Source organism: Chthonomonas sp. (assembly GCA_016788425.1).
Classification (GTDB): Bacteria; Armatimonadota; Fimbriimonadia; order Fimbriimonadales; family Fimbriimonadaceae; genus JAEURQ01.
The window spans coordinates 670,416-695,197 of record JAEURQ010000002.1; the positions used below are offsets into that span (position 1 = coordinate 670,416).

Annotated in this window: 21 protein-coding genes; 8 read left to right on the forward strand and 13 right to left on the reverse strand. The window is 60.6% G+C overall.

What is annotated here, in order from left to right; translation table 11 throughout:
- The first annotated feature begins 40 nt into the window (after window positions 1-40).
- Window positions 41-1,324 carry a hypothetical protein gene (locus JNJ45_05210; GenBank protein MBL8048061.1) on the forward strand — a complete coding sequence of 428 codons (1,284 nt, stop codon included), beginning with the start codon at window positions 41-43 and terminating at the stop codon, window positions 1,322-1,324.
- Here the strand turns inward: JNJ45_05210 and JNJ45_05215 are convergent.
- Window positions 1,307-1,825, reverse strand: coding sequence for an LmeA family phospholipid-binding protein (locus JNJ45_05215; GenBank protein ID MBL8048062.1), 519 nt, complete (start codon window positions 1,823-1,825; stop codon window positions 1,307-1,309). The two genes, JNJ45_05210 and JNJ45_05215, sit on opposite strands and share 18 nt — an antisense overlap.
- Window positions 1,826-1,883: 58 nt before the next feature.
- Here JNJ45_05215 and JNJ45_05220 point away from each other — a divergent pair, with 58 nt between their 5' ends.
- Window positions 1,884-3,290: a family 10 glycosylhydrolase gene (locus tag JNJ45_05220; protein MBL8048063.1), complete on the forward strand. Its 1,407-nt coding sequence runs from the start codon at window positions 1,884-1,886 to the stop codon at window positions 3,288-3,290.
- A 32-nt stretch (window positions 3,291-3,322) separates the two neighbouring features.
- Window positions 3,323-4,861: a family 10 glycosylhydrolase gene (locus JNJ45_05225; protein ID MBL8048064.1), complete on the forward strand. Its 1,539-nt coding sequence runs from the start codon at window positions 3,323-3,325 to the stop codon at window positions 4,859-4,861.
- Here the strand turns inward: JNJ45_05225 and JNJ45_05230 are convergent.
- On the reverse strand, window positions 4,797-5,993 hold the full coding sequence (locus JNJ45_05230; protein ID MBL8048065.1) for a hypothetical protein: 1,197 nt from the start codon (window positions 5,991-5,993) through the stop codon (window positions 4,797-4,799). The genes JNJ45_05225 and JNJ45_05230 overlap by 65 nt on opposite strands.
- Window positions 5,994-6,021: 28 nt before the next feature.
- Between JNJ45_05230 and JNJ45_05235 the strand changes: the two genes are divergently transcribed.
- On the forward strand, window positions 6,022-6,363 hold the full coding sequence (locus tag JNJ45_05235; GenBank protein ID MBL8048066.1) for a P-II family nitrogen regulator: 342 nt from the start codon (window positions 6,022-6,024) through the stop codon (window positions 6,361-6,363).
- A gap of 6 nt (window positions 6,364-6,369) precedes the next feature.
- Here JNJ45_05235 and sucC read toward each other — a convergent pair whose 3' ends face one another.
- Both sucC and JNJ45_05245 read right to left on the reverse strand, forming a co-directional pair.
- A complete protein-coding gene (gene sucC, locus JNJ45_05240; GenBank protein MBL8048067.1) occupies window positions 6,370-7,524 on the reverse strand; it encodes an ADP-forming succinate--CoA ligase subunit beta in 1,155 nt (384 codons plus the stop codon).
- Window positions 7,525-7,602: 78 nt separating this feature from the next.
- Window positions 7,603-8,799 carry a hypothetical protein gene (locus tag JNJ45_05245; GenBank protein ID MBL8048068.1) on the reverse strand — a complete coding sequence of 399 codons (1,197 nt, stop codon included), beginning with the start codon at window positions 8,797-8,799 and terminating at the stop codon, window positions 7,603-7,605.
- A 155-nt stretch (window positions 8,800-8,954) separates the two neighbouring features.
- Here JNJ45_05245 and JNJ45_05250 point away from each other — a divergent pair, with 155 nt between their 5' ends.
- Window positions 8,955-10,823, forward strand: a complete 1,869-nt coding sequence (locus JNJ45_05250) for a glycoside hydrolase family 15 protein (protein MBL8048069.1) — start codon at window positions 8,955-8,957, stop codon at window positions 10,821-10,823.
- Here the strand turns inward: JNJ45_05250 and JNJ45_05255 are convergent.
- The 6 genes from JNJ45_05255 to JNJ45_05280 are packed head-to-tail and all read right to left on the reverse strand — an operon-like array spanning window position 10,800 to window position 16,706.
- Window positions 10,800-11,468, reverse strand: a complete 669-nt coding sequence (locus JNJ45_05255; GenBank protein MBL8048070.1) for an NAD-binding protein — start codon at window positions 11,466-11,468, stop codon at window positions 10,800-10,802. The two genes, JNJ45_05250 and JNJ45_05255, sit on opposite strands and share 24 nt — an antisense overlap.
- Window positions 11,468-11,917 (reverse strand): TrkA family potassium uptake protein, encoded by a 450-nt coding sequence (locus JNJ45_05260; protein MBL8048071.1) that lies wholly within the window; start codon window positions 11,915-11,917, stop codon window positions 11,468-11,470. Before JNJ45_05260 ends, JNJ45_05255 begins: the two co-directional genes overlap by 1 nt.
- On the reverse strand, window positions 11,914-14,301 hold the full coding sequence (locus tag JNJ45_05265) for an HD domain-containing protein (protein ID MBL8048072.1): 2,388 nt from the start codon (window positions 14,299-14,301) through the stop codon (window positions 11,914-11,916). Before JNJ45_05265 ends, JNJ45_05260 begins: the two co-directional genes overlap by 4 nt.
- Window positions 14,276-15,721 (reverse strand): hypothetical protein, encoded by a 1,446-nt coding sequence (locus JNJ45_05270; GenBank protein ID MBL8048073.1) that lies wholly within the window; start codon window positions 15,719-15,721, stop codon window positions 14,276-14,278. The genes JNJ45_05265 and JNJ45_05270 overlap by 26 nt, the downstream gene beginning before the upstream one ends.
- A complete protein-coding gene (locus tag JNJ45_05275) occupies window positions 15,721-16,149 on the reverse strand; it encodes a hypothetical protein (protein ID MBL8048074.1) in 429 nt (142 codons plus the stop codon). Before JNJ45_05275 ends, JNJ45_05270 begins: the two co-directional genes overlap by 1 nt.
- Complete coding sequence (locus JNJ45_05280) at window positions 16,146-16,706, reverse strand: sigma-70 family RNA polymerase sigma factor (GenBank protein MBL8048075.1); 561 nt, start codon at window positions 16,704-16,706, stop codon at window positions 16,146-16,148. The genes JNJ45_05275 and JNJ45_05280 overlap by 4 nt, the downstream gene beginning before the upstream one ends.
- Window positions 16,707-16,847: 141 nt before the next feature.
- Between JNJ45_05280 and JNJ45_05285 the strand changes: the two genes are divergently transcribed.
- From JNJ45_05285 to JNJ45_05295, 3 genes are all read left to right on the forward strand, one after another.
- Window positions 16,848-17,579 carry a hypothetical protein gene (locus JNJ45_05285; GenBank protein ID MBL8048076.1) on the forward strand — a complete coding sequence of 244 codons (732 nt, stop codon included), beginning with the start codon at window positions 16,848-16,850 and terminating at the stop codon, window positions 17,577-17,579.
- A gap of 24 nt (window positions 17,580-17,603) precedes the next feature.
- Window positions 17,604-18,797: a tetratricopeptide repeat protein gene (locus tag JNJ45_05290; protein ID MBL8048077.1), complete on the forward strand. Its 1,194-nt coding sequence runs from the start codon at window positions 17,604-17,606 to the stop codon at window positions 18,795-18,797.
- Between the two features lie 1,450 nt (window positions 18,798-20,247).
- Window positions 20,248-20,985, forward strand: a complete 738-nt coding sequence (locus JNJ45_05295; GenBank protein MBL8048078.1) for a hypothetical protein — start codon at window positions 20,248-20,250, stop codon at window positions 20,983-20,985.
- Between the two features lie 37 nt (window positions 20,986-21,022).
- Here JNJ45_05295 and JNJ45_05300 read toward each other — a convergent pair whose 3' ends face one another.
- Genes JNJ45_05300 through JNJ45_05310 form a run of 3 tightly spaced genes read right to left on the reverse strand, consistent with a single transcriptional unit; the run spans window position 21,023 to window position 24,556 of the window.
- Entirely contained in the window at window positions 21,023-22,201 is a 1,179-nt protein-coding gene (locus JNJ45_05300) for an acetyl-CoA C-acetyltransferase (GenBank protein ID MBL8048079.1), read from the reverse strand.
- Window positions 22,202-22,212: 11 nt separating this feature from the next.
- Window positions 22,213-23,823, reverse strand: coding sequence for a murein biosynthesis integral membrane protein MurJ (murJ, locus tag JNJ45_05305; GenBank protein ID MBL8048080.1), 1,611 nt, complete (start codon window positions 23,821-23,823; stop codon window positions 22,213-22,215).
- Between the two features lie 19 nt (window positions 23,824-23,842).
- Window positions 23,843-24,556, reverse strand: a complete 714-nt coding sequence (locus JNJ45_05310; protein ID MBL8048081.1) for an AIM24 family protein — start codon at window positions 24,554-24,556, stop codon at window positions 23,843-23,845.
- Window positions 24,557-24,782: the final 226 nt, after the last annotated feature.

A 24,782-nucleotide genomic window follows, 5' to 3' on the forward strand; every position in this document is an offset into this window, starting at 1 on the left:
ACCATTTTGGTTTTGCGCAGAAATGGCTTATAATCACACCATGAAGTTACGCCACTTGACACCATTTCTCCTTCTTGCCGCCGGCTGCGGCGGAGGAGGTAGCAAGTCGGTGGACTCGCAGGTGAACGACACCTTCCGCAGTGTGGCCCAGCCGTACTTGGCCGGTGATCTTTGGTCTGAGGCGGAGTGCTACGACGCGGGTGTCTGGTTGCCGGTGCCGGTGATGTACGCCGCGCGCACCAAGAATGCCCCGATGATGGCGGCGTTCCGAGGCTTCTTCGATCGCATGCTGGATGCCGTTTCCGAATTGCCGAGTCAGTACGACTTGCACCGCATTCAGTTTGCCTACTGTATGGCGCTCTACATCGGCGAGGCTCAGCGCAACGGACTTGGTTCACTGATCCCGCCCCGCCTACCGGAGTTTGTTGGCCGCGAGTTTAAGCGCATGTGGAACGAGATTCCAGCTTGGCAATGGGACACCGAACCATTTCCCGGTGGCGTTGAGGAAAAGGTGAACTGGAAGCTGGGGCCCAGAGGAATCGACAACTATTACTATGCAATTAATGATGACGAAATGTTCACGATGTGTACGGCGGCCGAACTTCTCAGCTACGCCCGTGCCACGGGCAATCTGACCGAACTTACGCCCGACTTGTTTGCGGCCACGGCGCTGGGCGTCCGCGTGGTGAAAGAACGGGGTGAGCGCACCAGCGAAGGGGGATGGTTGTTCAATCGCGGAGTTTGGACTTTACACAAGGACTATGCGTACGCGGGCTACACAACAACCGAGCCCGTAGAAAACCTGCCAATGCGTCGGCCGAATATAGCCGAAGATTCTTCGCACTCAAATCGCTGGGGAGCATGGCTGCACTCGTTAGAGGTAGGCACCTACCGCTCCGCGGAAGCGGCCGCTATGCGTGAAGTTCGAGGTCGGCTTGCCTGGCAAATCCTCAACCGTGTGGTATTGTTCACTCGCTCCACGGACGAGGTGAACCCACTTCGCGTTGAGTTTGCCAACTACATGGACGGCCATAACGGGTTTTATGGCTGGAAGTTTACAGGCAACGGGGGCACCGGCTATCGACCTTCCGAACTCAGCGGAACGCCGTACATCGGCTGGTGGGGCGCGGTCGGCGGATCGGGAATCAGCGATCTTTACCGCGTGATGGCGGATCAATTCCCGCTGACCACCCAGGAGTTGGATCTGTATAGCTACGAAACGGCGCGCTATCGCAACCCGCGGATCACCGACCCGGCGAGCTACCAGAACGGCTTCCGGTGGATGCTTTGCGAGATGGCCGCGCAACTAGCCGCTGGCCAATAACTCGGCCTGAAGGCGCACCTGGCCATCGGCCAGTTGCACGTCGGTGAACCGGAGCGCGATCGGCAAGTCGCTGGCTTGCAGAATCGGGTTCACGTCGTCAATGTACTTTTCGAGCATGCCGCGGACCGGGCCGCCGGGCTCGACATCGTGTAGCCGAATCTCCAGCCGCGATTCGTCCACGATTTCCAGCCGGCAATACGCGTTGACGCTAATCGGGAACACGACTACAACCTTGGCCGCGATCTTAAGCAGTCCGTCGCCGATGTATACGTCGGCTTCCTTCACCGCGCTCGGCAGTTGTGGGCGAAGGTAGCTGGCGATGCTGGCCTCGCTCACAATAGCGAAGGCATCTTGGGCGCCGATGGCGGCGATCTTGCCGTTGTCCAAGTTCACCACCGGCTCGGTGGCGCGCACCGAAATTTCGTCAACCACCAATCCGAACGGCAGCGTCACACCTTGACACGAAAGTTGAAACTGGTTGAACTTGAGGTCTGAACTCATCGTGAATCCCGGGGGTAATGTACCTGTTATGGTAAGCCTCAGCGTTGCCGCCTTACTTATGTCATCGTCTCTCGTCGCCCCTCCGGTTCCGCAAGAGTTCCGCGGAGTGTGGGTCGCCACCGTCGATAATATCGATTGGCCGAGCAAGCGAACGCTGTCCACCGCCCAGCAAAAGGCCGAGCTCGACGGCATCATCCAGCGCTGCGCTGAGCTCAATCTCAACGCCATCGTCTTTCAAATTCGCCCGAGTGCGGATTCGCTGTACAAAAGTAAGCTCGAACCGTGGTCGGAATATCTCACGGGGCAAACCGGAAAGGCGCCGAGCCCGGCTTGGGACCCGCTGGAATACATCATTGACAAAGCCCACGATTGCGGCATTGAGGTGCACGCGTGGTTTAATCCGTATCGCGCCAAACACCCCGCCGCCAAGGGCGACGTGTCCAGCGACCATATCGTGAAGACGCACCCGAAGTCGGCCCCGAAATATGGCCGCTACAACTGGATGATCCCGACCGACCCGTTCGTGCAAAAGCGCAGCCGGGACGTGTTTATGGACGCCGTGCGACGCTACGACCTCGATGGCATTCACATTGACGACTACTTCTATCCCTATGCCGAAAAAGGCCCGGACGGCAAAAACCTGCCGTTTCCCGACGAAGGGTTTTACAAGACGTACCGCGACAAGGGCGGCAAGCTCTCGGTCGGCGATTGGCGCCGCAAGGCGGTAGATGACTTTGTGCGGGATGTCTATCTTGAACTGAAGCGCACCAAGCGCTGGGTGAAATTTGGCATCAGCCCCTTCGGCATTTGGCGACCCGGATTTCCGGCGGGAACCACCGCCGGCATTGACCAGTACGACGCGCTTTATGCCGACTGCAAGAAGTGGTTCAACGAGGGCTGGCTCGACTACATGACGCCGCAACTCTATTGGCCGATCGCGCAAAAGGCGCAAGCCTACACCGCGCTTTTGGATTGGTGGAAGGGCGAGAACACGAAGGGCCGTCACCTGTGGCCGGGCAACTACACTGGTCGCGTGATGGAGACCTGGGAGCCCAAGGAAGTCCTGGATCAGATCGCCGAAACTCGCGCCCGGGTCGAGCAATCGGGCAACGTGCACTTTAGCATGAAGGTGTTTATGCGCAACTCTAAGGGGCTGAACGATTTGTTGCTCGCCGGGCCGTACGCGGAAAAGGCTGTGGTGCCGCCGAGCCCGTGGCTGGGCGACGCGCAGCCGGCCGCCCCGACCGTGCGGACTTCGGGCAACACGTTGCGCCTGGTGCCGATGAGCGGAGCGCGATTCTGGGTGATCGCCAGCGAAAACGGGGACGTGATTAAGGTTGCCTCGGCAAAAATGTCCGAAATTGTCCTCAAGCCATCGGAATTGGGCGCTCTTCCGATAGAATCTATGAAGGTCTGCGCCACTAGCCTCACTGGAGTGCTTGGCTATTGGGCCGATGTGAAATGAAAGGTCTGGGGATTCTCGCTGGTTTAAGTTGTGTGGCGACCGCCGTCGCGCAAACGGAGTTTGGTCCGAGCCTCGATAGCCTGCTCAACCCGCCCTTGCCGCGCCGCGAAATGCGTGCTGCGTGGGTGGCGACCGTATGGAACATCGACTGGCCGACCACGGCCACCGCGGCGCAGGCGACGCAGCGCACGCAAGCCGACACGATTCTGAACCACGCGCAAACCCTCAAGATGAACGCCGTGTTCTTGCAGGTGCGCAGCGCCGCCGACGCGATGTACGTCTCGGGCATTGAGCCCTGGAGCAAGTGGCTGACCAACACCATGGGCACGGCGCCGAATCCGGTGTGGGACCCGCTTTCCTACTGGCTGGCCGGCGCTCGCTCGCGCGGCATTCAATTGTACGTTTGGCTCAACCCCTACCGGGCGTTGCCCACTGGAGTGACGGCGGCGTCCAGCCACATTAGCGTAACGCGGCCCGACCTCATGGCGCTGTTTAGCGGCGACAAGTTTTTCGATCCGGGCAAGGTTGATTCGCGGACGCGAATCCGGACCGTCATTAGCGACCTGGTGACTCGTTACGACATTGATGGCGTCGTGTTCGACGACTACTTCTACCCGTACCCTGAGGCGGGCGAGACCTTCCCCGATAGCGCGACGTACTCGGCCTACCAGGCGGCGGGTGGCACGCTTTCGCTGGCCAACTGGCGGCGCAACAATGTGGACACGCTGGTTCAAGAAGTCGGCGTGGACATCAAGGCGATTAAGCCGGGCGTGAAGTTCGGCATCGGGCCGTTCGGCATCTGGAAGCCGGGCAACCCTTCCGGCGTGACTGGCCTAAGTGCCTACGACGACATCTACGCCGACTCGCGCAAATGGCTCCAACTCGGCTGGGTGGACTTCCTGGCGCCGCAGCTGTATTGGAAGATATCCAGCACCGGCCAGCCTTACAGCGCGCTCCTCAACTGGTGGACTCAGCAGAACCTGATGAGCCGCCACGTGTACGCCTCGAACGCCGCGTACAAGGTCGCCGACGGCACCACCTCCGCTTGGGTGACACAAGAGATTCTCGACCAGATTGATGTGACCCGCAACACCGCGGGCGCGACCGGCAACGTGTTCTACAATTTCAAGGTGTTCCGCGACAACCGCGACAACCTGCGCACGAACCTAGCCGCTGGGCAATACGCTCAGCCGGCGATTATTCCGAGCGCGCCGTGGATTGATAATCTCGCGCCGTTTACGCCCGCCCTCACCTACACGTACAACCGAACAACCAAAACGCACCAAGCGTCGTGGGTCGCGCAAGGAAGCGAGGCGGCGCAATGGTACGTCATCGCGGCGTGCGAAAACAACGCGTGGTCGCACCAGGTAGTGCCCAGCACCACGCTCACGTGGTCGCGCGCGCTGAAGCTCAACAACCGCGCGTTGCAGGCGTTCGCCGTGTGCGCGGTGGATCGCCAGGGCAATGCCAGCAGCTACGTGGGCAAGGTCTTCGATGCCTCGGTGGTTACGTCAGGCTTTGGTGTGGAGAATGCGGTTGCGCATCCGAATGGAGCGGTAATTCAACCCTAAAGGTTGACCCCAAGCCGAGGATGGAATCCACCGCGACGTGGCCTCCGTGTTGCTCCACGATGTGCTTGACGATGCTCAGCCCAAGACCCGTGCCGCCGCTGTCGCGGCTGCGGCCCTTGTCCACTCGATAGAAGCGTTCGAACACGCGGGTTTGATCTTCCTGCGGAATGCCGATGCCGGTATCGCGCACTGTGAGTCGCGCCATGCCTTCGACCGCCGTGAGGCGCACCTGCACCGACCCGCGCACGGTGTACTTAATCGCGTTCTCGACAAGGTTGATGAGCACCTGCGTAAGCTGGTCCTGATTGGCGCTGACCATACACGGCTCGACTTCGGAGGTGAGTTCGAGTGCCTTGCTGGAGGCCAGACTGCGCGTCTGCTCAACCACTTGCCGCACCACTTGGTCCAGGGAAACAGCTTCCTTGGTCACCGGTGTGGTCTCGGCGTGCGCCAATGTCAGAAGGTCGGTCGTGATCGCGGTGAGGCGGTCAACCTCGCCGATGATACGCGGAAGGTAGTTTGCGCCAAGCTCGATCAGCTCGTCTTGCGGGCTATCGCTGAGTGTTTCGGTGAGCGCGCGGATGGTCGTGAGCGGCGTGCGGAGCTCATGCGAAACGTTGGCGACGAAATCTTGGCGCACCCGCTCCAAGTGGCGCAGCCGCGAGATATCGTAAAGCGAAACAAACAGCCGGTTCGGGTCGTTTTTGTCCGGCCAAATTTGGATGATGGCGCTGACCTCGTCGGGGAGCCGGAGGGTGAGTTCGGTCTCGACCTGCCCCTCGGCGTCAATCGCATCTTGGAGTAGCTGATTCACCTCGGCGCTCAGGGCGATGCTCGTCAGCGAGCGACGCTCCATGTCGGGGATGCGAAAAAGCTCGGTCGCCGCGCGGTTGGCAAAGGAGATCGTGCCCTTTTGATCGCAGATGAGCAGCGCCACGCTGAGACCGTCGGCCACCGCCCCGACAATGCGCCGGTTGGTGCGCAGCTGCCGCTCTAGCCACGCGACCTTGTTGTTGTTGGCCGCGAGCTCTTTGTTGCGCTGGCGCAACCGCACCAGGGCCCAAACGCAACCGACAACTCCGCCTACGGCGAGAACCGCGAGGATGGCGATGAGGAGTCGTTCGGAGCGCAAATTCGATTAGTATTGTACGATAAGGGGCATGAAGCGTGTCGAAGCCTTTGTCCGCCCCAATAGTTTGGAGGCGATTAAAGACGCTCTTGAGGCCGCCGGGATCGTGGGCATGAGCGTGGAGCAGGTGCGCGGTTTTGGCCGCCAGCAGGGCCGCACCGACAAGTATCGCGGGAGCACCTACGCCCTGAACTTGCTGCCAAAGGTCAAGATTGACGTGGTGGTGAGCGACGAAGACCTCGAAGCAACCATCGAGGCGATCGCGACCACGGCTCAGACCGGGGAAATCGGCGACGGCAAAATTTTCGTCACCGAGGTGTTGGAGGCGGTTCGTATTCGAACGGGGGAGCGCGGAGAATCCGCGCTCCAATAAGTTGGCTTACTTGCCGTAGGCGAGGGCGACGACCTTTTGGGCCGCTTCTTGCATGGTGCTCGCGCCGACGATGGGCGAGTCCTCGAGAATCTTGAGCGCCTCTTCCGCCGCGGTGCCTTCCACGCGGGCGACCACCGGCACCTTGACGTTCAGCGTGCTGAGCGCCTCCATGATGCCCTTGGCGACTTCGTCGCCGCGCGTGATGCCGCCGAAAATGTTGAGCAACAGGCCCTTGATGTTCGGGTTCATCATCACAATCTCAACGCAGGATCGCACCCGGTCGGCCTTCGCGCCGCCACCCACGTCCAGGAAGTTGGCGGGCTTGCCCCCAGCGGCGTTGACTTCGTCGAGAGAGCACATGACGAGGCCCGCGCCGTTGCCGATGATGCCGATGTCGCCGCCCAGGTTGACGTAGGCGATGCCGCGGCGCGAGGCCTCGGCTTCAATCGGGTCTTCGGCGGCATCGTCCTTGGTGGCGTCGTATTCGGGATAGCGGAACAATGCGTTTTCGTCGATGCTCACCTTGGCGTCGGCAGCGAGGACGCGGCCATCGGGAGTGAGCGCGACGGGGTTGATCTCAATGAGGTCGGCATCGGTCTCTTGGTAGGCCTTCACGAGCTTGAGAATCATTTGCACCAGTTGGCCCTGGGCCGGCTTGGGGATGCCCGCGGCGATAACAGCGGCGCGCGCGTGATACGGCTCGATGCCCCAGGCAGGATCAACATCCACCTTGACAATCTTCTCCGGCGAGTGCTCGGCGACTTCTTCGATCTCCATGCCGCCTTCGCGGCTGAGCATCACGATAATTTTGCCAGCCGCGCGGTCGAGCAACACCGAAAGGTAGTACTCCTCGGCGATGTCAATTTGCTCGGCGACGAGCACCTTCTCGACGATCATGCCGTCGGGATTTTGAATACTGATGAGGCGCTTGCCAATGAGCTCCTTGGTGAAGTCCGCGGCCGCTTGCGAATCTTGGAAAAGCTTGACGCCACCGGCCTTACCGCGACCGCCCATCAGGACCTGCGCTTTGACAACCACCTTGCCGCCAAACTCGTCGGCAATACGCTTGGCTTCAGCCGGATCGGAGGTTACTGATCCGCCGGGAACGGCGACTCCGTAGCGCGCAAGAAGGTCTTTCGATTGGTATTCGTGAAGCTTCATTTGAGGCTCTAGGATACCCGCCAACAGCAAAGTGGCCCGCCTTGCGGCGGGCCACTTCTTGAGGTTTCGGGTCCGATCTTAGAGCGTTACGCCGATTGCTTCTGCGTCGCCGATTGCGTCGAAGGCAGCGGCCAGCACCGAGTAGTCGGCAATGTCAACCACGCCATCGCCGTTAAGGTCGGCGGCAGCATCCCAGTTGGCCGACGATTGGTTGCCGTTGCCTGGGTCGCTGTCTTCGTCCAACAGGGCGTCGAAGGCTGCGGCCAATTGCGAGTAGTCCCCAATGTCCACCAGGTCGTCGCTGTTCACGTCGCCGTTGGTCAGTGTCGCGTTTTGGCCCGAGATGGCCGCACCGGTCACGTTGATGGCACCGATCTTCTTGGAGAGCCAGGTGCCAGCCTTGATGTACAGATCGTAGTTACCGTTGGCAACTGCGGTGTTACCCTTCCAATTACCGACTGCGTCCGGTACCGCGAAGAAGTCATCAACAAGAGCTCCGGTGGCCGGATTGACTACGCCAACGTGCATGAACCAGAAGTCCGGCGTCAGCGTCCAGTCGGCGAGAGTAACGGTGCCCGAGATCTTCGTGAGACCAGCAGCGGCGCCAGTCATGCTTTCGATCTTGAAATTATCTTGGAAGGCTCGAGCGGGCGAGTTCGGCGTGAAGTACTTGGCTTGCACCAGGTCAACGTCGTTGAAATCGGTTTGGTCAATGCTAATGCCAGCGCCGATGTACTGGTTGTTCAAGCGGCAACGAGCCATCATCGAGTCGAAGTCCACGACGGTTTCGACCTTATTCCATTGATCGAGCGGGGCGGTTTGCGGCAGGTAGAAACCGATGCCTTGCAGACCGATGATCGAGATTTCGCCAAGGGCGGAGTCAACGCGCATGGAACCAACAAAGTCCACCGCGAAGGTGTACATGTCGAGGCCCGCCGTGAATTCATCGAGGTTCAGAGTCGAACCGGCTTCGATGTACTGGTCAACGCTACCGACTACGACCTTGTCGCTTGATGTCGTCGAGTCGAAGGGAGTGTCCACCCAGGCGTAGGCACCAGCAACGGCCCAATCGCGCGAGGCCGACTTGCCGGGGTTGCCACGAACGCTGCTCGCCTTAATGCCCGAGCCGGTCGTGAACCAGGTAAAGCCACCCGGTGCCGAGAGGCCGCTCAGCGAGCTGCCCGCCGTATAAGTCTCAAACGTGTCTTGGAACAAGACGGCTGCGTTAGCAGCCGCGGCCGATGCGGCCAAAGCAAGAATTGCAATTTTCTTCATAGAAGTACTCCTCTCCTGAGAGGAGGGACAAAGGTCCCATACCCTCAAGTGTACGTTAGATAGAGCGAATTTCCAAGTCGTTTGTTCAGTTTTCTGCCTCGGTTGGTGAAATCTTACGCAATTCTTACGAGTTTGCCGGGAAGTAGACTTCTGCAATGCCCCGCCCGCTTGTCTCTGGAAACGGTGGATTCTTGGTCATGTCGGACCAAACCGCCACGATTCGCGACCTTTTCTACCCGTGGGTCGGGCTCTACAATCACCTCGCGGGAGGCCGCATCCGGTTTGGAATCTGGTCCGATGGTCAGTTCGCCTGGCTGGACGGACCTGGTTGGACTCAGGAAATCCGCGCCGAGCGCGGCGATCTTGCGCACGCCGGGTTGGGCATCCGGCTGACGTTTGAGGACGACGTGCACGCCGAAGAGCCGGTCTTCCGCCGCCGCTGGAAGTTGACCAACGACGGTGACGAGCGGGAGTTCCGCTTCTTCGTCGCGCCCGATCTGCGCATCGCCGAATCGGATATTGGCGACACCGCGATGGTGTACCCGGAGCTCCAGGCGATGGTCCACTTTAAGCGCGACATGTGGTTCGCCTTTCACGCCGCGACTCCGCAAGGCGGCATGGCGCGGTGGAGTACCGGCTACAAGCAGTTTAAGGAGTTCGTGGGCACTTGGCTTGACGCGGAAGACGGCGAACTGAGCGGCAAGCCGATTGAGCAAGGATCAGTGGACTCCGTATTTGCAGTTCACTTTCGCGTTGGCAGCGGCCAGCAGGAGTCCATTGATTTTCGCATCGTCGCCGGAATGAATCGAGAGGACATGGTTGCTCGATTCAATGGCGTGGGGCTGGACTGGGTCCGCGAGCCGCTACCCGCGCTCGAAGGTACTGACGATCTGGGCGTGGACCTGGCCGACTTTGTCCAGGAATCCTTGCGCCTCGTTTTGACGCAGTGCGACGAACTGGGTGCGATTCTGGCCGCCAACGATGGCGACATCTTGTTGGAGAATCGCGCGACCTACAGCTACTGCTGGCCGCGCGACGGCGCCTACGTCGCGGCGACGCTCGTGCGCGCCGGCCAGTTTGAGGTGGCCAAACGGTACTTCGAGTTCTGCGCGCCGCTCTTGACGCCGGAGCAGCCGGTGTTTCACCAGAAGTACGGCCCCGACGGCACGGTCGGCGCGACCTGGCACCCGTACATCGTGGATGGCGAGCCCGTGCTGCCATTCCAGCAAGACGAAACGAGCCTGACCATCTGGGCGCTCGGAGTGTACGCCGCCGCCCAGCCCGACGACCCCTTACTGCCCGAGTTCTTCCTGCATTTGGTCGAGAGGCCCATGGAGTTCATGCTCGACTACGTGGATTGTGATGGCTTGCCGCAGCCGAGTTGGGACCTCTGGGAAGAGCGGCGAGGCGTCCACGCGCACACCGTCGCCGCGACGGTCGCAGGTTTCCGCGCGGCGGCAACGATGGCCGAGCGGTGGGGAAGCGAGGAGCAGGTTTCGGCATGGCGAGCCGCCGCCGATCGCATGCTCACCGCGTGGAACGAGCACGGCTGGAACGCGGAGCGATCGTGCTACTTCCGGATGCTGACGCCCACCGCCGACGGCTACGCTGGCGACGCCACGCTGGATAGTGCGATATTGGCGTTTGACGATCTCGGCCTCGCCGCCGAGATGCCGAACTTTGAGAAGGCCTTTCTCACCTTGCAAGACGGCCTCCGGGTGCGGACTCCGGTGGATGGCTACGCCCGATACGAGAAGGATTACTATTTCCGGCAGACCGAAGACGCTCCCGGCAACCCTTGGATCATCTGCACGATGTGGGTGGCTCGGGCCGAGGCTCGCCGAGGCAATTGGGCGGCGGCGGAAGATTGGCTCCGCTGGGCGCAGAAGTGGGCGCACCCGAGTGGAGTCCTGAGTGAGCAACTGCACCCGCTGACGGGCCAACCGCTTTCGGTCAGCCCGCTCACGTGGTCGCACGCTGAGGTGCTGGAGACGGCCCTGTTAGTACTTCGCCGGGACGAGTAAGTTGCGGAGCTGGTCGGCGCCTTCCACGGGTACCAACGCCACCACGGTGTCGTCTTCTTGCAGTTGGGTTTCGCCGCTGACGAGGACGCCCTGGTCGGCCCGGAGCAGATACACGACGTTGGTGCCATTCGGCAGTCCCAACTCGCGAACGCGCTTGCCGATCGCCGGGGACCGGTGGCTTAAGTGCGCCTCGATAATCTCAATATTGCCCTTGTTGAGCGCGCCAAGCGGGATGAGTTCGTCCGCCGTGATCTGTTGCTCCACGAGGTTAAAGATGATGCTGGTCGCCGAGACGACATCGTCAATGCCGATCTGCTCAAAGAATTTGGTGTGGCTGGGGTCGTTCACGCGGGCAACGACGCGCTTGACGTTCCAAAACGCCTTCGCCATTTGGCAGACAACCATGTTGTCTTCGTCTTCGCCGGTCACCGCGACCACCACATCGGCGCGGCCGAAGCCGGCTTGCTTTTGCACGCTGACTTCGCAACCGTCCCCGAGAAAAACGAGTTCATCGCCGAGCGCGCTGGAAAGTCGCTGGGCTTGCTTGGGCATCTTTTCCAGCACGAGCACCTCGTGATCGTGCGCCATGAGCTTTTTGGCCAGGTGGAGCCCGACGTTGCCACCGCCAACAATGATCAGATACATTAGAGCGCCATCTCCTTAGGAAGCTGGTTGTATTCCTCAATCGGCTTATACTCGTCGCCGTTGGTCATGTCTACCATCATGCCGGCCAGCAGCAGCGCCGGAGTCAAACAAACATAGCCAAGCTTACGATAGGCTTCCGCGCGGTGCATGTCCGCGACTCGCATGACCACACGCTCCACGTTGAACGTCATGCGCGCCATTTGACCCGCCATAAGGTTGGTGTTGTCGCCGCGAGTAAGGGCAAAAAACATGTCCGCGTTTTTAATTCCGGCCTTCTCGAGCGTGTCCATGTCCAAGCCGCTCCCGAGCACAACCTTGCAACTGTGTTTGTAGCCTAACCGCGAAAGGGCTTCGGGATTCTGTTCGACTACGGTGACCTGGTGGGTCTTGGAAAGCTGTTGGGCGAGGACGGCGCCGGTTCTGCCGCAGCCGAAGATGATGATGTTCATACGTCCAGGCTGATTATACTAGCGGCACCGAACGCCCGGGCGACATCTGCCTCGCGAATGGGACCTTCGCTTGGGTTTTCCACGTAGAACGCAGCCACCGCGTGGTCCGCCCATTGTCCGACGCGAGCGGCCAAAATCTCCCAGCCCGCTCCCGCGATGGCCCGCGAAATGCGGTACGCCATGCCTCGACCTTGCGGCGCCCGGACATCCAGGATCGCCGGCTCGCCGGGTTTCAGCGTGACCTTCAGCACCTTTTGCACAAGGTTTGGGTCTTTGCCCTTGCTTTGCATGAGGATATCAAGCGGCAGTTGTCCACTCAACACCTTGCGTAGCGAGTTTTCGACTTGCGTGGCGATGCCGCTCGGCACTTGCCTCCCCGCGTGGCAGATGCTCAGCGTGTCGATGGCGACATGCTGCGGCCATTGAGCGGTCGCCGCCCGCACGCCCACCAGTTGCAAGTCGTAGGCGTAGATTACGCCCAGCGCGTCGGACAGCAGACCGCGATAGTCGGGCGCGCAGATGGTGAGGTCCGTCACCTGGCGCTCTTCGTCGGCGACAAGGCGAATCTGGGGCTCGTCGCGGGTGGTCATCCGCGCCATGTGATAGTGCTCGCGAATGGTGGTCGAAGGCGTGGTGAGCACGTAGTGGGCGGGCAGCGCCTCGACATAACGCTCGAGTTCCGCTTCAGGAACGTCGGCGCGCATGGCGCGCAGAAGCTCGCGGCGACGACTGCTGGGTTCGGGGGTCGGCGAAAATCCTTCCAAAAGGTGGGCTCGGGTCGCCGCGTAGAGGTCTTGCAGGCTCGTTTCCTGCAGGTTTGTCCAGAGTTCCGAATTCACGGCTTGGATGTCGGCCACGGTAAGCAAGGTCAGCATGGCCAGACGCGCCGGGGTTTGCACGAGTTCGGCAAACTCGGCGACGGTCTCGGGGTGCTGAATGTCGCGCGAGCGCACGGTGTGCGCCATGGCCAAGTGATGCCGCACCAACCATTGCACGTCGGCGACGGAGGCCGCGTCCATCGCCCATCGCTCGCCGACGCGGGTGGCAATCTCTGCGCCGACCTCGCTGTGCGAGCGCTCGGGATCGATCTTGCCCACGTCATGGAGCAGCACGGCGATGGTGAGCGTTGTCGGCGTGGTCACGTCGTCCCAAAGGCTCTGCCAAAAGCCATCGGTTTGGCGCATGTGCTCCAGCAATTCCAACGCCTGCATGGTGTGCTCAAAGACGCTATAGCGGTGGGTCGAATCGCGCGGAAGCAGCGTGCGGCAAGCCTGGAGCTCGGGCAGAATGGTTTGTAGCAAGTGACAGCGTTCCCACACGCGCACCACCTGCGGGCCAAATTGGAGCGCCTCGCGGAGCTCGCGCCAATCACAGACCGGGCTCGCGCTGGCCTCAATGGGCTCGATGCGAAGACCGAGCTGATCGCCGAGCGCCACGCCATAGGCGGCTTCGGAAATGCGGGGGCTGCCCGAGATGCGAACGTCGCCTCGGATCGCCATCACGTGCCGCGTCAGCGTATAGCGATCCTCGCGAACGCGGCTGAGCGCATCGTCTTCCAATGCGGCGAGCTCGCGCTGAGCGTCGAGCAACTCGCTCATCATGCCGAAGAGTTCACGGCCGAGCAGGTCGGCGATGCGCGCCGCTTTGGGCCGAGCGAGCACGTTGTGGTTGCCGCTATTCACCGCATGCAAGAGGTTGCGCATGCGCAGAACGATCTCCATGGCTTCGGTGTGGCCAATGGGGCGCTCGCCGAGCGCGGTGCCGATCCATTGCGCCAAGTGGTAACTGCGCAATCCGCCGAATCCGAGCTTGAGATCGGGTTCAACGAGCAACGGTGTCCGACCGATTTTGGCTAGCTGCTCACGGCGTTCCGCGAGTTTAGTGTGGACGAACTCGCCGGGCGAAAACGACTCCCAGAAGTTGTGTTGGAATCGCTCCCACGGCTCATGGCTCCCCGCGACCAGTCGCCCGTCGAGCACGGCGGTACGGGTTTTCTGGTCCAGCACTCCGGCATCGGTGGGCAGTTGATACGAATAGTCCGCCTTGAGTTTGAGGTCGCGGAAGGTGTCCTCGATGCGGCGGTACAGGTGGTGCATCGCCCGATCGAAAGTGGCCGACTCCTCGCTGAGCGGGATGATGAGGAAGTCGATATCGGAATGCGGCGACATCTCCTGACGTCCGAATCCGCCCGTGGCCACGAAACTGATTGGCGGCAAACCGGGGAAGTCGGCGCGAAACTCAGCCTCGAGTTGCGCCAGAACGTCGTTGAAAATCGCCGCGAAGCCGAGGCTCCAGATGCGCCCCGAAGGGTGCTCTTGCAAGCGAAGATTCTCGGCTTCGCGCCGCTGGATGAAAAGGTCAACGTCCAACTTGGTTCCAAGCATATTTTGGCTCGTTGAGCCGAATCTTCTCAAACTCAGTGCGCAAACTGCCATCCCAAACGGTGATCAGCGGTAGCCCGATGATGAAGGTAGCGCCCGCCAACACCAGCAGCGACTGCGACATCGCGCCCAAAAACTCGCCCCAGAGGTCCCGCGCCGCGCGCCGCGTAAACCAACTCGCCAGTCGCACCACGAGCAAGCTGGCGGCGATGATCACGACTGGGAAGGCAGCGAGCTTGCGGAGTTGTTCGCCCAAGTTTGCGCCCGTCGCGGGCAGCCCGCCCAGGAAGAAGTACACCGCGATCCCGATCGTGGCGGCAATCAAGAACGCGACCAGGCGGGCGGTTGGCGGAAAGTCCTCGCGAGCCGCACGTCCGGCGCCCGGCGTTCGAAACGCCTGCAAGCCCACCGCGGAGGCGGCCAGCAGAGTCACCACGAGGTCGCGGTTGAACAGCGCGTTGCACCCCAGGCCCGCGACCACCGCGAGTCCGCCAAGTTGAGCATGGGTGAACGGCTTGCCTTGCGGGAGCGGAATTCGCGCCGCCAACCCTACCAGCAGCCCGGCCAAGGCGGTGAGCAGGACGCTCGGAATCACCGCGTAGAGCGCCTCGCTGAAGGAGCCATCTGCCTCCAGGTCTTCCAGTGCCGACCACGAATCCGAGGTCAAGAAGATCTGCTCGACATCTTTGGCGTCTTGCTCGCGGTTCGCCGCGCGCAGGGCGGAGGCCATCCGGAATCGGTCAATCCAGTTGCCGCGCCGAATGTTGGATTTGGTTTGCTCGGATTCTGGGCTGAAGATCAGCGAAATCCCTTTTCGCGCGCCGTCCAGCCGTTGGCAAAAGTCGCGGATCAAGCGTCCATGCCGAAAGCTGGCGAGCTGCAATTCGAGCTTTTGATCGGGAGGCGCGGTGGCGATGAGGCGAGCCGAGGCGACTTGGAGCCCGAGTCCGCCGGGAGTGTTGTCCCGCGCCAACAGCTGAAACCACGCCCAATCGCCCCCAAACCACTCCTGGGCGCTGGCCAGGGTGTTGGCGCTCATCTCGGGATAGTAGTCTTTCCAGTAGCCGCACTTTGACCCGCGAATCCAGGATCGCCGCGCGAGCTCAAGCTCGTTGGCGTCGAGGTGAGCAATCGCCAAGCCCTGCTGCCAAAAGGCGTTTTCGGGTTCCTTTTGGGCGGCTTCGGCGAGGTCTTCGCGCATTCCGACGGAGGTGCGCTTCGTGTAAAAGTCAAACGACAGGCGCGAGAATCCGAGCGCTGGTTGGGGCGAGAGCACGACCACTCGTGCGTTCTCGGGCCCGCGAAAAGTAGTGAGAACACGAACCGCTGACTCCAGGACGGGGCGGGTGCGGTGATGCGCGATACCGAGGATAAGCGTGCCGACCGCGGCGCCCACAAGGAGCCGCGCAGGAACGCCCAGCATTAGCGGTCCGTGGTGCGACCGAACGGCGTGTGGAGCAGCGGCGACTGCGAGTCTCGCGTGAGGCGTGCTTCCGAACTCGGGTTAGACCACGCGGTGAGTTGCGGCGTGTTGAACACTTGCAGCACGGCGGCGAGAATCAGGACCGCGACCAGCGCGCCGCAAATGGCCGGCGACCAGTAGCGCAGGCTCGCTTGCTCGTTCGCCACACGGAGTCGGCGCAGAGTCCGCTCGTTAAAATTGGCACTTGGCTCAGTTTCTTCCTGCAGGCTGCGCAGAAGGTTGAGCGACATGCTTTCGGCGCGAAGCTCGTTGGCGCCGCGTTCGTCGAGAACGCAGGATTCAAGAAAGTCTTCCAGACCCAGCGGCTCTTCGTTGAGAGCCTGGTCGTGAAAGGCGTTCTTCACCTTACGGCGAGACCACGGGCTCATTCTTCCTCCGCGGTAGCCGCGATCCAGAGCTCGCGAAATTTCTCACGAGCGGCGTGCAAACGACTTCGGACCGTACCGATGGGAACGCGCATGACTTGAGAGACTTCTTCGTAGCTCAATTGTTCAATCTCGCGCAGAACAAGCGTTGTGCGCAGATCCGGCGAGAGCATCGCCAAGAGCTTTTGAATCAGCACGCGGTTTTCGACTTGGGTGCCGCGATCGGCCTCGCCATTGTCAATCGCCGTGGTTTGCGGCTTGCGCGAGCGCAGTCGATCCATACAGATGCGAACCGCGATGCGATAAAGATAACCGCTAAACGCACGATCGTCGCGCAGATTTCTCAGTTCGCGGAATCCACGAATAAAGGCTTCCTGCGCCACGTCTTCGGCTTCGTTGTTGTCGCGAAGGATGTTGGCCGCAACCCGAATGAGGCGCGCCCGATGCTTATTGATGAGGTAGTTCAGCGCGGTTTCGTCGCCCTGACGCCCCTTCTCCAGCCAAACCAATTCTTCAATTGGTTTTTCAACTATGCCGGTAAAGCTCATCGCATCTGCCATGTTTTTGCCCCTCTAGTATATGACGAGTCCTAGGACTTCCGGCGTTCATTTGTTCCCCTTTTTTTGTGGAGGCGTGAGGTCTGGTAATTGTACGGGGAATTTCACCGCCAAACTACGCCCGCTAGGTATCCTAGAATCAAGATGGCGGATCGGCTTTTGTCGGAGAAAGAGGTAGGCGAGATCATGAAGCGCGCCGCCGAATTGCAGGAGCAAGGGTCGGCCACCGGGTACGTGCCCGGCGTGACGAAGCTCGAGCTTTCGCGCATGGCCTCGGAAATTGGCATTGACGCCAAGTATCTCGAGATCGCCATGTCCGAACGACGCGATCCGAAGTTAGGCAAAGAAGTCCCGATGTATCCGACGATCGAGCGCGTGTACCCCGTGGAGTTGGGCCCGGAGGACTTTGATGTGGTGACCGAGTACATCAAGCCGTACCCATCGTACGGCACCAACGGCACGGCCACTCCGGCTATCTCCCAGGTCGGGCGCACGCTCACCGGCAAAGCCGCCTGCTCGTGGGCGAATCCGGATTTCAAGGTCACGTCCCGCGACGGGCGCACACGGGTAGTGGTGACATCCGATCAGGGCACGCCGGTTGGTCTTGCTTTAATTTGGGTGTTGCCGATGGTGGGCTCGGTGGTGGCCATGGCAAAAGTGTCGCCCCTGGCCGGGTTTATCGGCCTGGCCACCTCGGCCGTGATGAGCCTTTTCACCTATCGAGGCGCGGCTCGGAAGAGCGGCGAAATGACGCAGAAGGTGGCGGACCAGATTGAGCGGTCGGTGAACGAGTTCATCGACTCGCGGCCCCGCATTCCGAGCGAGGCCGCCAGCGTGGTCGAGGACGAGCAGATTCAAGCCCGCCTAAGCGAGTAGCCTACGGTGTAGAATTCCTCGCGGATGAGTGCTCCAGTTCGTAGCCGTAGTGTGAGGCTAAGTGCGGAAGGTCTTGCGACATTTGAAGCAAGGCTCCTTGAGGTGTGGCGAAACCAAGGGCAATCTGGGAAGCTGACCAAGCGTCGGCAAGCGGAGCTGATGCAAATCAGCGAGAAGACGACTGACCGCATGCTCAGTGGGGATCGGGTCGACCGCGCGACCGTGCTGCTTGCGCTAAAAAAGCTGGACTTGGTTTGGTCCGACAGCTTAATCGCGAATGACGAGGTTGCCATTGGCCAGCAACTCGAAGAAGAAAGTGCCCAGCCAGTTCGAATAAGCTCCAGACGTAAGTGGCTGATTGTCGGGTTGCTGGCCGTAACTGTTCCGACCATTGCGATTACGATGAACCGGTTTGCGTACGAGCCCACGCTGACCGAAGTCGCCCGCCACGAGTTCTTCGAAATCGTGGCCCGAGGCACGGATCAATACAATAAGGGCAACTACGTTGCTGCGATGCAAACCCTTAATGTCGCTGAAGAGAGAGCGCAAAAGGAAAATGATGTTACGGGGTTATCTGAAACCTCTCGAATGAGGGGGGACGTTCTCTTGGCCCAAGGAAATCCGCGCGCCGCCTTGCAGTGCTACTTCACCGCTTTGCGATTGCGTCGCCAGACTGGCCAAGATGTGCTTTTGCCCCCTATTCAACAAGCGATAGGTTGGGCATACTACCGGCTCGGCGGATTCGAACAGGCGACGGAGGCACTACGGCAGGCGATTGAAGGCTTCCTGAAGCGCCAGGATCGAGCCGGGGTCGCGTCTGCTCAAAAGGACCTCGCGGAGGTTTGCATTGCGACTGGCGATCTCGAAATGGCTCTCGCCTGGATCGCATCAGCCCGCTCCTCTCCAACGGGGAAAATGGACCAAGACTTCTTAACTGATCTAACGGCACTGCAGGCGCTCATCGAAGGTCTCAGAGGTGAGTCAAAGCAGGCGATTGAGCAGCTTACGGAATGCAAGGACTACTGGGTTCGCAAGGATCATCGTCGGTGGGTGGCTCGAATGGACTTGCGATTGGGCATGGTCCTCGCCAAAGCAGGCTTGCAAGACCGTGCGATAAAGAGCTTTGAGCAGAGCGAAAATGGATTTAAGATCGCGGGTGACATTGTGGGTCAGCTCGAAGCCCGCCAACTCGGTTTGAAATTATTGCGGAAGAAATAGCCAGATGCGATCCAGAGCGGAACTGACGACATTCTTCAATCCAAAATGCTCCCATTCATTAGTAGCATTCCTGCATGCCGTTCGCAAAAAACCCTTCGCTTCGCTGCTTGTCAACCCTGGCCACTACAATCTCCTTTGCCGCGCTTACCACAGCGCAAATTGACATCGGAACAACGGATGCTTCCGATGGGAACCTATCGGGCAACAACATAATACTTGACTTGTCCCTCGCAACCACGGGCACTTGGAACGGCGTTTCGCCCATCCCGGGTCGAGGCATTTACGATCCACAAAAGTGGGCCGTCATCTACAAATTTGACTCCGTTTCGGTGTCCAGTTTGAGCTTCCTGCCCCACCCTTCGGGTTGTCCAGTAGTCATCCTCGTGCAAAACAACTGCACTCTTGCCGGATGGACGATCCCACCAACTGTGGGAGGATTTCCCGGCGGACTAAATAGTTTCGCGGGACCAGGATCGGCAGGTCTGGGTCTGGGCGGCGGCCAGGCTTCAATCCTTAACGACACCGGCTCGGGTCCGGGATCCTACGCCACACCTGGAGTCGGAGGATCGCCGACAATGCCCGCGGGGGATCCGTATGGAAATCCCGCGATTATTCCATTGGTTGGAGGTAGCGGCGGAGGTAGCGCATCACTGGTAGGGTGGAGGCTTGGAGCAGCTGGTGGAGGAGCAATTCTGATCGCTTGCCGTAACTCGGTTGCAGTAAGCGGTGCAGTTGTTGCAAATGGCAATAGCAATCAATATCCCGCTTCACCTGGTTCGGGCGGCGCTATTCGAATTGTTGCCAACTCGATCGCGGGGAATGGCAGTGGAGAACTCTATGCACAAGGGGGTGCGAACGTGGGTGTCGGCGGGCTCGGGAGAATCCGATTGGAGGCCAACACATTCGGAACTTGGGGAATTGGCCAGCCCGCTCCATCGCTGGCGACCGTCGGAGCGACGGCGAAGATATGGCCAGCAAGCTCAGATCCCTCTGTCAAGGTCTTGACGGTGAACAATATTGCTGCACCAGCCGACCCGGGAGCGCCCATGCAGTCGCCGGATGTGCAACTAAATGCAGCCGGTAGTTTTGCCGTCGCCCTGGAATGTAGAAACGTCCCCCTCGACGGAAGCTGGGAAGTGTCAGTTCGTGGGGTGCCACGAAGCGGACTCGCTACCGTTTACCCGTGCACTTTGTCCGGCGGAAACCAAGCCCTTTCAACCTGGGTGGTGTCCATTCCGTTCACGGAGGGCTTGCAAGTCATCCAGGGTCGCGCAAAGAAGGTCTCGGGTAGCCGACCAGGGCGATGAAAGCTCGGTTGATCCACAGTGCCTTGGCCGTTGCTTTGGCTTCGGCTGGGCGGGGAATTGAGTTCGAGAGGGACCGCTCGGTAAGCATCTTGGCGGTCCACGACGTAGTCGCGTTTGTGAGCCCTTCACTCCGGTCCGCGCTGATGTCGCTTGTTGATATCGAAGACGTCGGCTCGCGCTTAGTCACCGTGGATACGGTCGTTGGGAATCCCTCTGAGGTTTCATCGGTCGGGTCGAGATTGGTAACGGTCTATAAAGATTATGCAGAGGCGACTACAATCTCATCGGTTGGGTCTCGCCTGGTTACGACCTATGTGCCTGCACCAAACGCGACGGCAATCACAACGGTTGGATCGAGATTGGTGACGGTGAACTACGATCCGTTTAGAAACGACGACACGCACACGCGGGCGTACACCCTAGACGGAACGATGGCTTTCACAGTGGAGGTGAACTTTACGGGACTCGTTGATGCAGGGCTCTCGCCGACCCAGGTCGAAGTAGACATCTTCAACAATGATGTGCCGGAACAGTTAGTGCAAACGTTTCCAACGACTCTGAGTGGTGGTCAGGTGACGCTGACTTCTCCGACCCGGCAACTCTTGTTCATCAGGGTTCGGCAGGTAGGTACTTGGCTCGGAAAAAAGGTGCCCATTGATCTGCGGGCTTCTCCGCAGACCGTTGTTTTCAATCTCCTGAATGGAGACGTGGATGGAAACAACTTGATTGACATCGCCGACTATTCGTTGCTAGCCGCTGCGTTCGACGCAACGTCAGAAAATGCAAACTGGTTTGCTCAGGCGGACCTGAACCAAGATGGGATCGTGGACATCGCGGACTACACAATCCTCGCGACAAACTTCGACAAAGTCGGAGATTGAAACTGAATTGCCCCGCCAATCGGCGGGGCATTCTTGATTACAGCGCTTCGATGAGCACGGCGGTTGCTTCGCCGCCGCCGATGCACGGCGTGGCGATGGCGTATTTGCCGCCGCGGCGACGCAACTCGTGCAAAGCTGTCAGCACCAAGCGCGCGCCGGTCGCGCCGATGGGGTGGCCGATGGCCACGGCGCCGCCGTTCACGTTCAGCTTGTCGTGCGGAATGCCGAGCTTTTGCGCCACGACCATCGCCACCACGGCGAACGCTTCGTTCACCTCAAATAGGTCAACCTCGTTGACCGTGAGCCCCGCCTTAGCGAGGAGCTTTTCGACGGCGAAGGCGGGCGCGGTGGTGAACCATTGCGGCTCTTGGGCGTGGGTCGCGTAGGCCACCACGCGGCCAATCGGCTTCTTGCCATTGCGCTCGGCCCAGTCGGCGCTCGCGAGCACCAACGCCGCCGCGCCATCGTTGATGGAACTGGCGTTGCCGGCGGTCGTTACACCTTCCTTGCTAAAGGCCGGGCGCAGACCCGCGAGTTTGTCCGGGAAGCAGCGGCCCGGCTGCTCATCTTGAATGACCTGAATCGGTTCGCCTTTGCGTTGCGGAATCTCTACTGTCGCGATCTCGTCGGCGAACACGCCGCCGGCCACTGCCGCTTGCGCGCGGCGGACGCTTTCGCCCGAAAACTCGTCAAGCGATTCGCGGCTAAAGCCACATTCGGCGGCGGTCGCATCGCCGCAGTTGCCCATGTGGACGTTGTGATACGGGTCCCATAGGCCGTCGTGGATCATGCTATCGACCACTTGGCCGTTGCCCATGCGGAATCCGCCGCGGGCTGCCGGGAGCACATAGGGGGCGTTGGTCATGCTTTCCATGCCACCAGCCACCACGACTTCGCTGTCGCCCAGAGCGATGCTTTGGGCGGCGAGCATCACGGCTTTCATGCCCGAGCCGCACACCTTGTTGATCGTCAGGCAGGGAACCGAATTGGGCACGCCCGCGCCGATGGATGCTTGGCGAGCGGGGGCTTGGCCGAGGCCGCCGCTAAGGACATTGCCCATGATCACTTCGCTGACTTGATCGCCGCTAACGCCGGCCGATTCGAGCGCGGCCCGGATCGCCACGGCGCCCAGTTGCGGGGCGGAAAGGCTGCTAAGCCCACCCTGAAATGCGCCGAAGGCCGTGCGCTTGCCGCTAAGAATGACCACGTTGTCCATGTGGTGCTAGTTTACTCGGCTGGCGGCGTGGCGGCCTTGTTTCGGCGATTCAGCGCTCGGCTCAGGTAATCGGTTTCGGGCATGGCGAGGAACTTGGCGGCGAAGTAGTACACCCAGCCAAAGCAAATAAGAATGAACAGCGTGAGAAGGGCGTTGCCGATGCGTCCGCCTGACGAACTCGCCGCTGGCATGACCGATTTGACGGCGAAGAGGAACGCTCCCCCGATCGCCGAGGCGATCAGCGACTTGCCGAGGGTGATCGCGACGGGTCGTAATTTGAGCGCGCCGACATACTTCTGGATGAGAATGATCATCGCGAGGCTCATCAGGATGGCGCAGATGGACCCGGCCAACGGCAGGGCCAGCGGCGGCCATTGGTAGCGCACCGCGCAATAGCAAGTGGTCGCGTAGAGGATGGTGCAGGTACTCCCGAGAAGCACCGGCGGAAGCGTGCGTTGCACGGCGAAAAAGCCGCGCATCATGACAGGTTGCAGGCACCAGCCGATGATGCCGATGCCCGCCATGGCCACGGCCGGAGCGGTGCGGGCGGTGTCGGCCGCCGTAAAGCGCCCGTGCTCAAACAGCATGCGCACGATCGGCTCGCTGAAGACCAGGAACATCGCGACGAAGGGCGCGGCCAAGAAAATGCACGTGCGCACCGTCGAGACCAGTTGGTCGCGGTACTTGTCCATGTTGCCTTCGGCGAAGAACTGACTGAGCGCGGGCAGCACGGCGATGGCCAGGCTCTGGCCGAAAATGCCAAGGGGCGCCTGCATCAGCTGGTTCATATTCTCCAGAGCCGAGATTGTGCCGGTCGCGTAGTAGTTGCCAAAGTAGCGCGTGATGACCGGGAACACGCTCGGCAGCGACAACCCAAAAATGATCGGGGCCATGAGCCGAAATACCTTGCGCACGCCGGGGTGCTGCAGGCTGAAGTTAGGCCGAAACTCCATGCCCATGCGGCGAATGACGATGAGCGGGATGATGAGCGAGCCAAGGTACGCGCCAACCAAAGCGCCCCAGGTCATTCCGGCGACCGGAATCACCAGCAACTGGCTGAGCAGGGTCGCGCCGAAGATGATGCCGAGGTTATAGATATTCGGCCCCAGCCCGGGGATGCTGAACACCTGCCGCGCGTAGAGCGTGCCCATGAGCAATCCGCCGACAATAAAGGCGAATTGGGTCGGCACGAGAATGCGGCTCATGCGCGCGATGAGCTGCACCTGATCGGGCGAGGCGTTGGGCGCGAGGTAGTGCGCGACGGGAACCGCCGCCACCCAGCAAACGACGATAAAGCCGAGAATGAACGTGCCGCAGATTGTGGCGACCGAGCTAAACACGGCCCAGGCGTCGCGAGGTCGATCGGTGTGGAAGTACTCGCTAAACACCGGAATGAACGCCTGGCTGAGCGCGCCCGCGCTGAGCAGATAGAAGAGGAAATCGGGAACCTGAAACGCCGTGCGGTAGGCGTCGGTCATGGCGCTTTGGCCGAACTTCCAGTTGATGATCATCTCGCGGACGATCCCCAGCACGCGGCTGAGGAAAAGCGAGGCCATCATAATGCCGCCCGCCCTCGCCACATTGATGACGGGGGCGGATTTCGGGGTTGCGGCGTCGGCCATAGACCCTTATTATGAAGGCTTATCCGTTGGTGCTTTGCACAATCGGGCTTTCTTCGTAGGGTTGCACGACGACAAAGCCATCGCCGCGGAACACCATTTGGAAGGTTTCGCCGCCCCCGCGCCCGATGAGGGTCTTGAGATTGATGTCCGTGCGAAGCTCGGGGGTGAGGTTTCCGGACCACGCCACGGTCGCATTGGGGTCGGTGATCACCGGGTCGTTGGGGGTCACGCGCAGGGTAAGCGGACGCCCATGCGACATGATGGCGACGAGCCCGGTGCCGGTGAGGCGCGCCGAGAATAGGCCGCCGCTGAGCATGCCGGCCACGCGCCGGTGCATCGTGATGGCGTACTGAATCGAGCTTTCGAAGGCGAGCAGGTCCTTGCCGCTCACGCTAATCGCGTCGCTGGCTTGCAGACGCAGAATCGAAATCTGCTTACCTTGATCGGCGAGATACACCTTGCCTTGGCCCTTAATCTCGGTGAGCGGGCTCATTTCTCCGGAGACCATTTTCATGAGCGCTTTGCCGATGCCGCCCGCAAGCATGCCCTCGCGCTTGAATTCGAGGTTGCCGCGGTAGGCAATCATCGCGCCGAGCTTGGACCACATCGCGCCATTGACATGCGCCTCCAACATCTTGGGGCTTTCGAGTTCAAAGATGTCGCCGGGGTGATCGCGCTCGGCGGTCTCCTGGACGAAGTCTTGAATGCTGTAACTGGGGACGTCAGGATTCATCACGGCTAGTATGCCCAGCGGCAAAAGAAAATGGCCCCTCTTTCGAGGGGCCATTTGTGGTTTTACTTTCCGACCGGCGTTGGCAACGGCGGAGATTCCGAACTCGCTCCACCCATAGGGTCGGCGGTCTTCTGTCCTTCAGTAGCCGGCGCGGCCTTGGGGGCATCGCCACTTTCCGCGGCGCTAGACCCACAGCCAACCAAGCCGAAGCTAGCAATGATGAGCA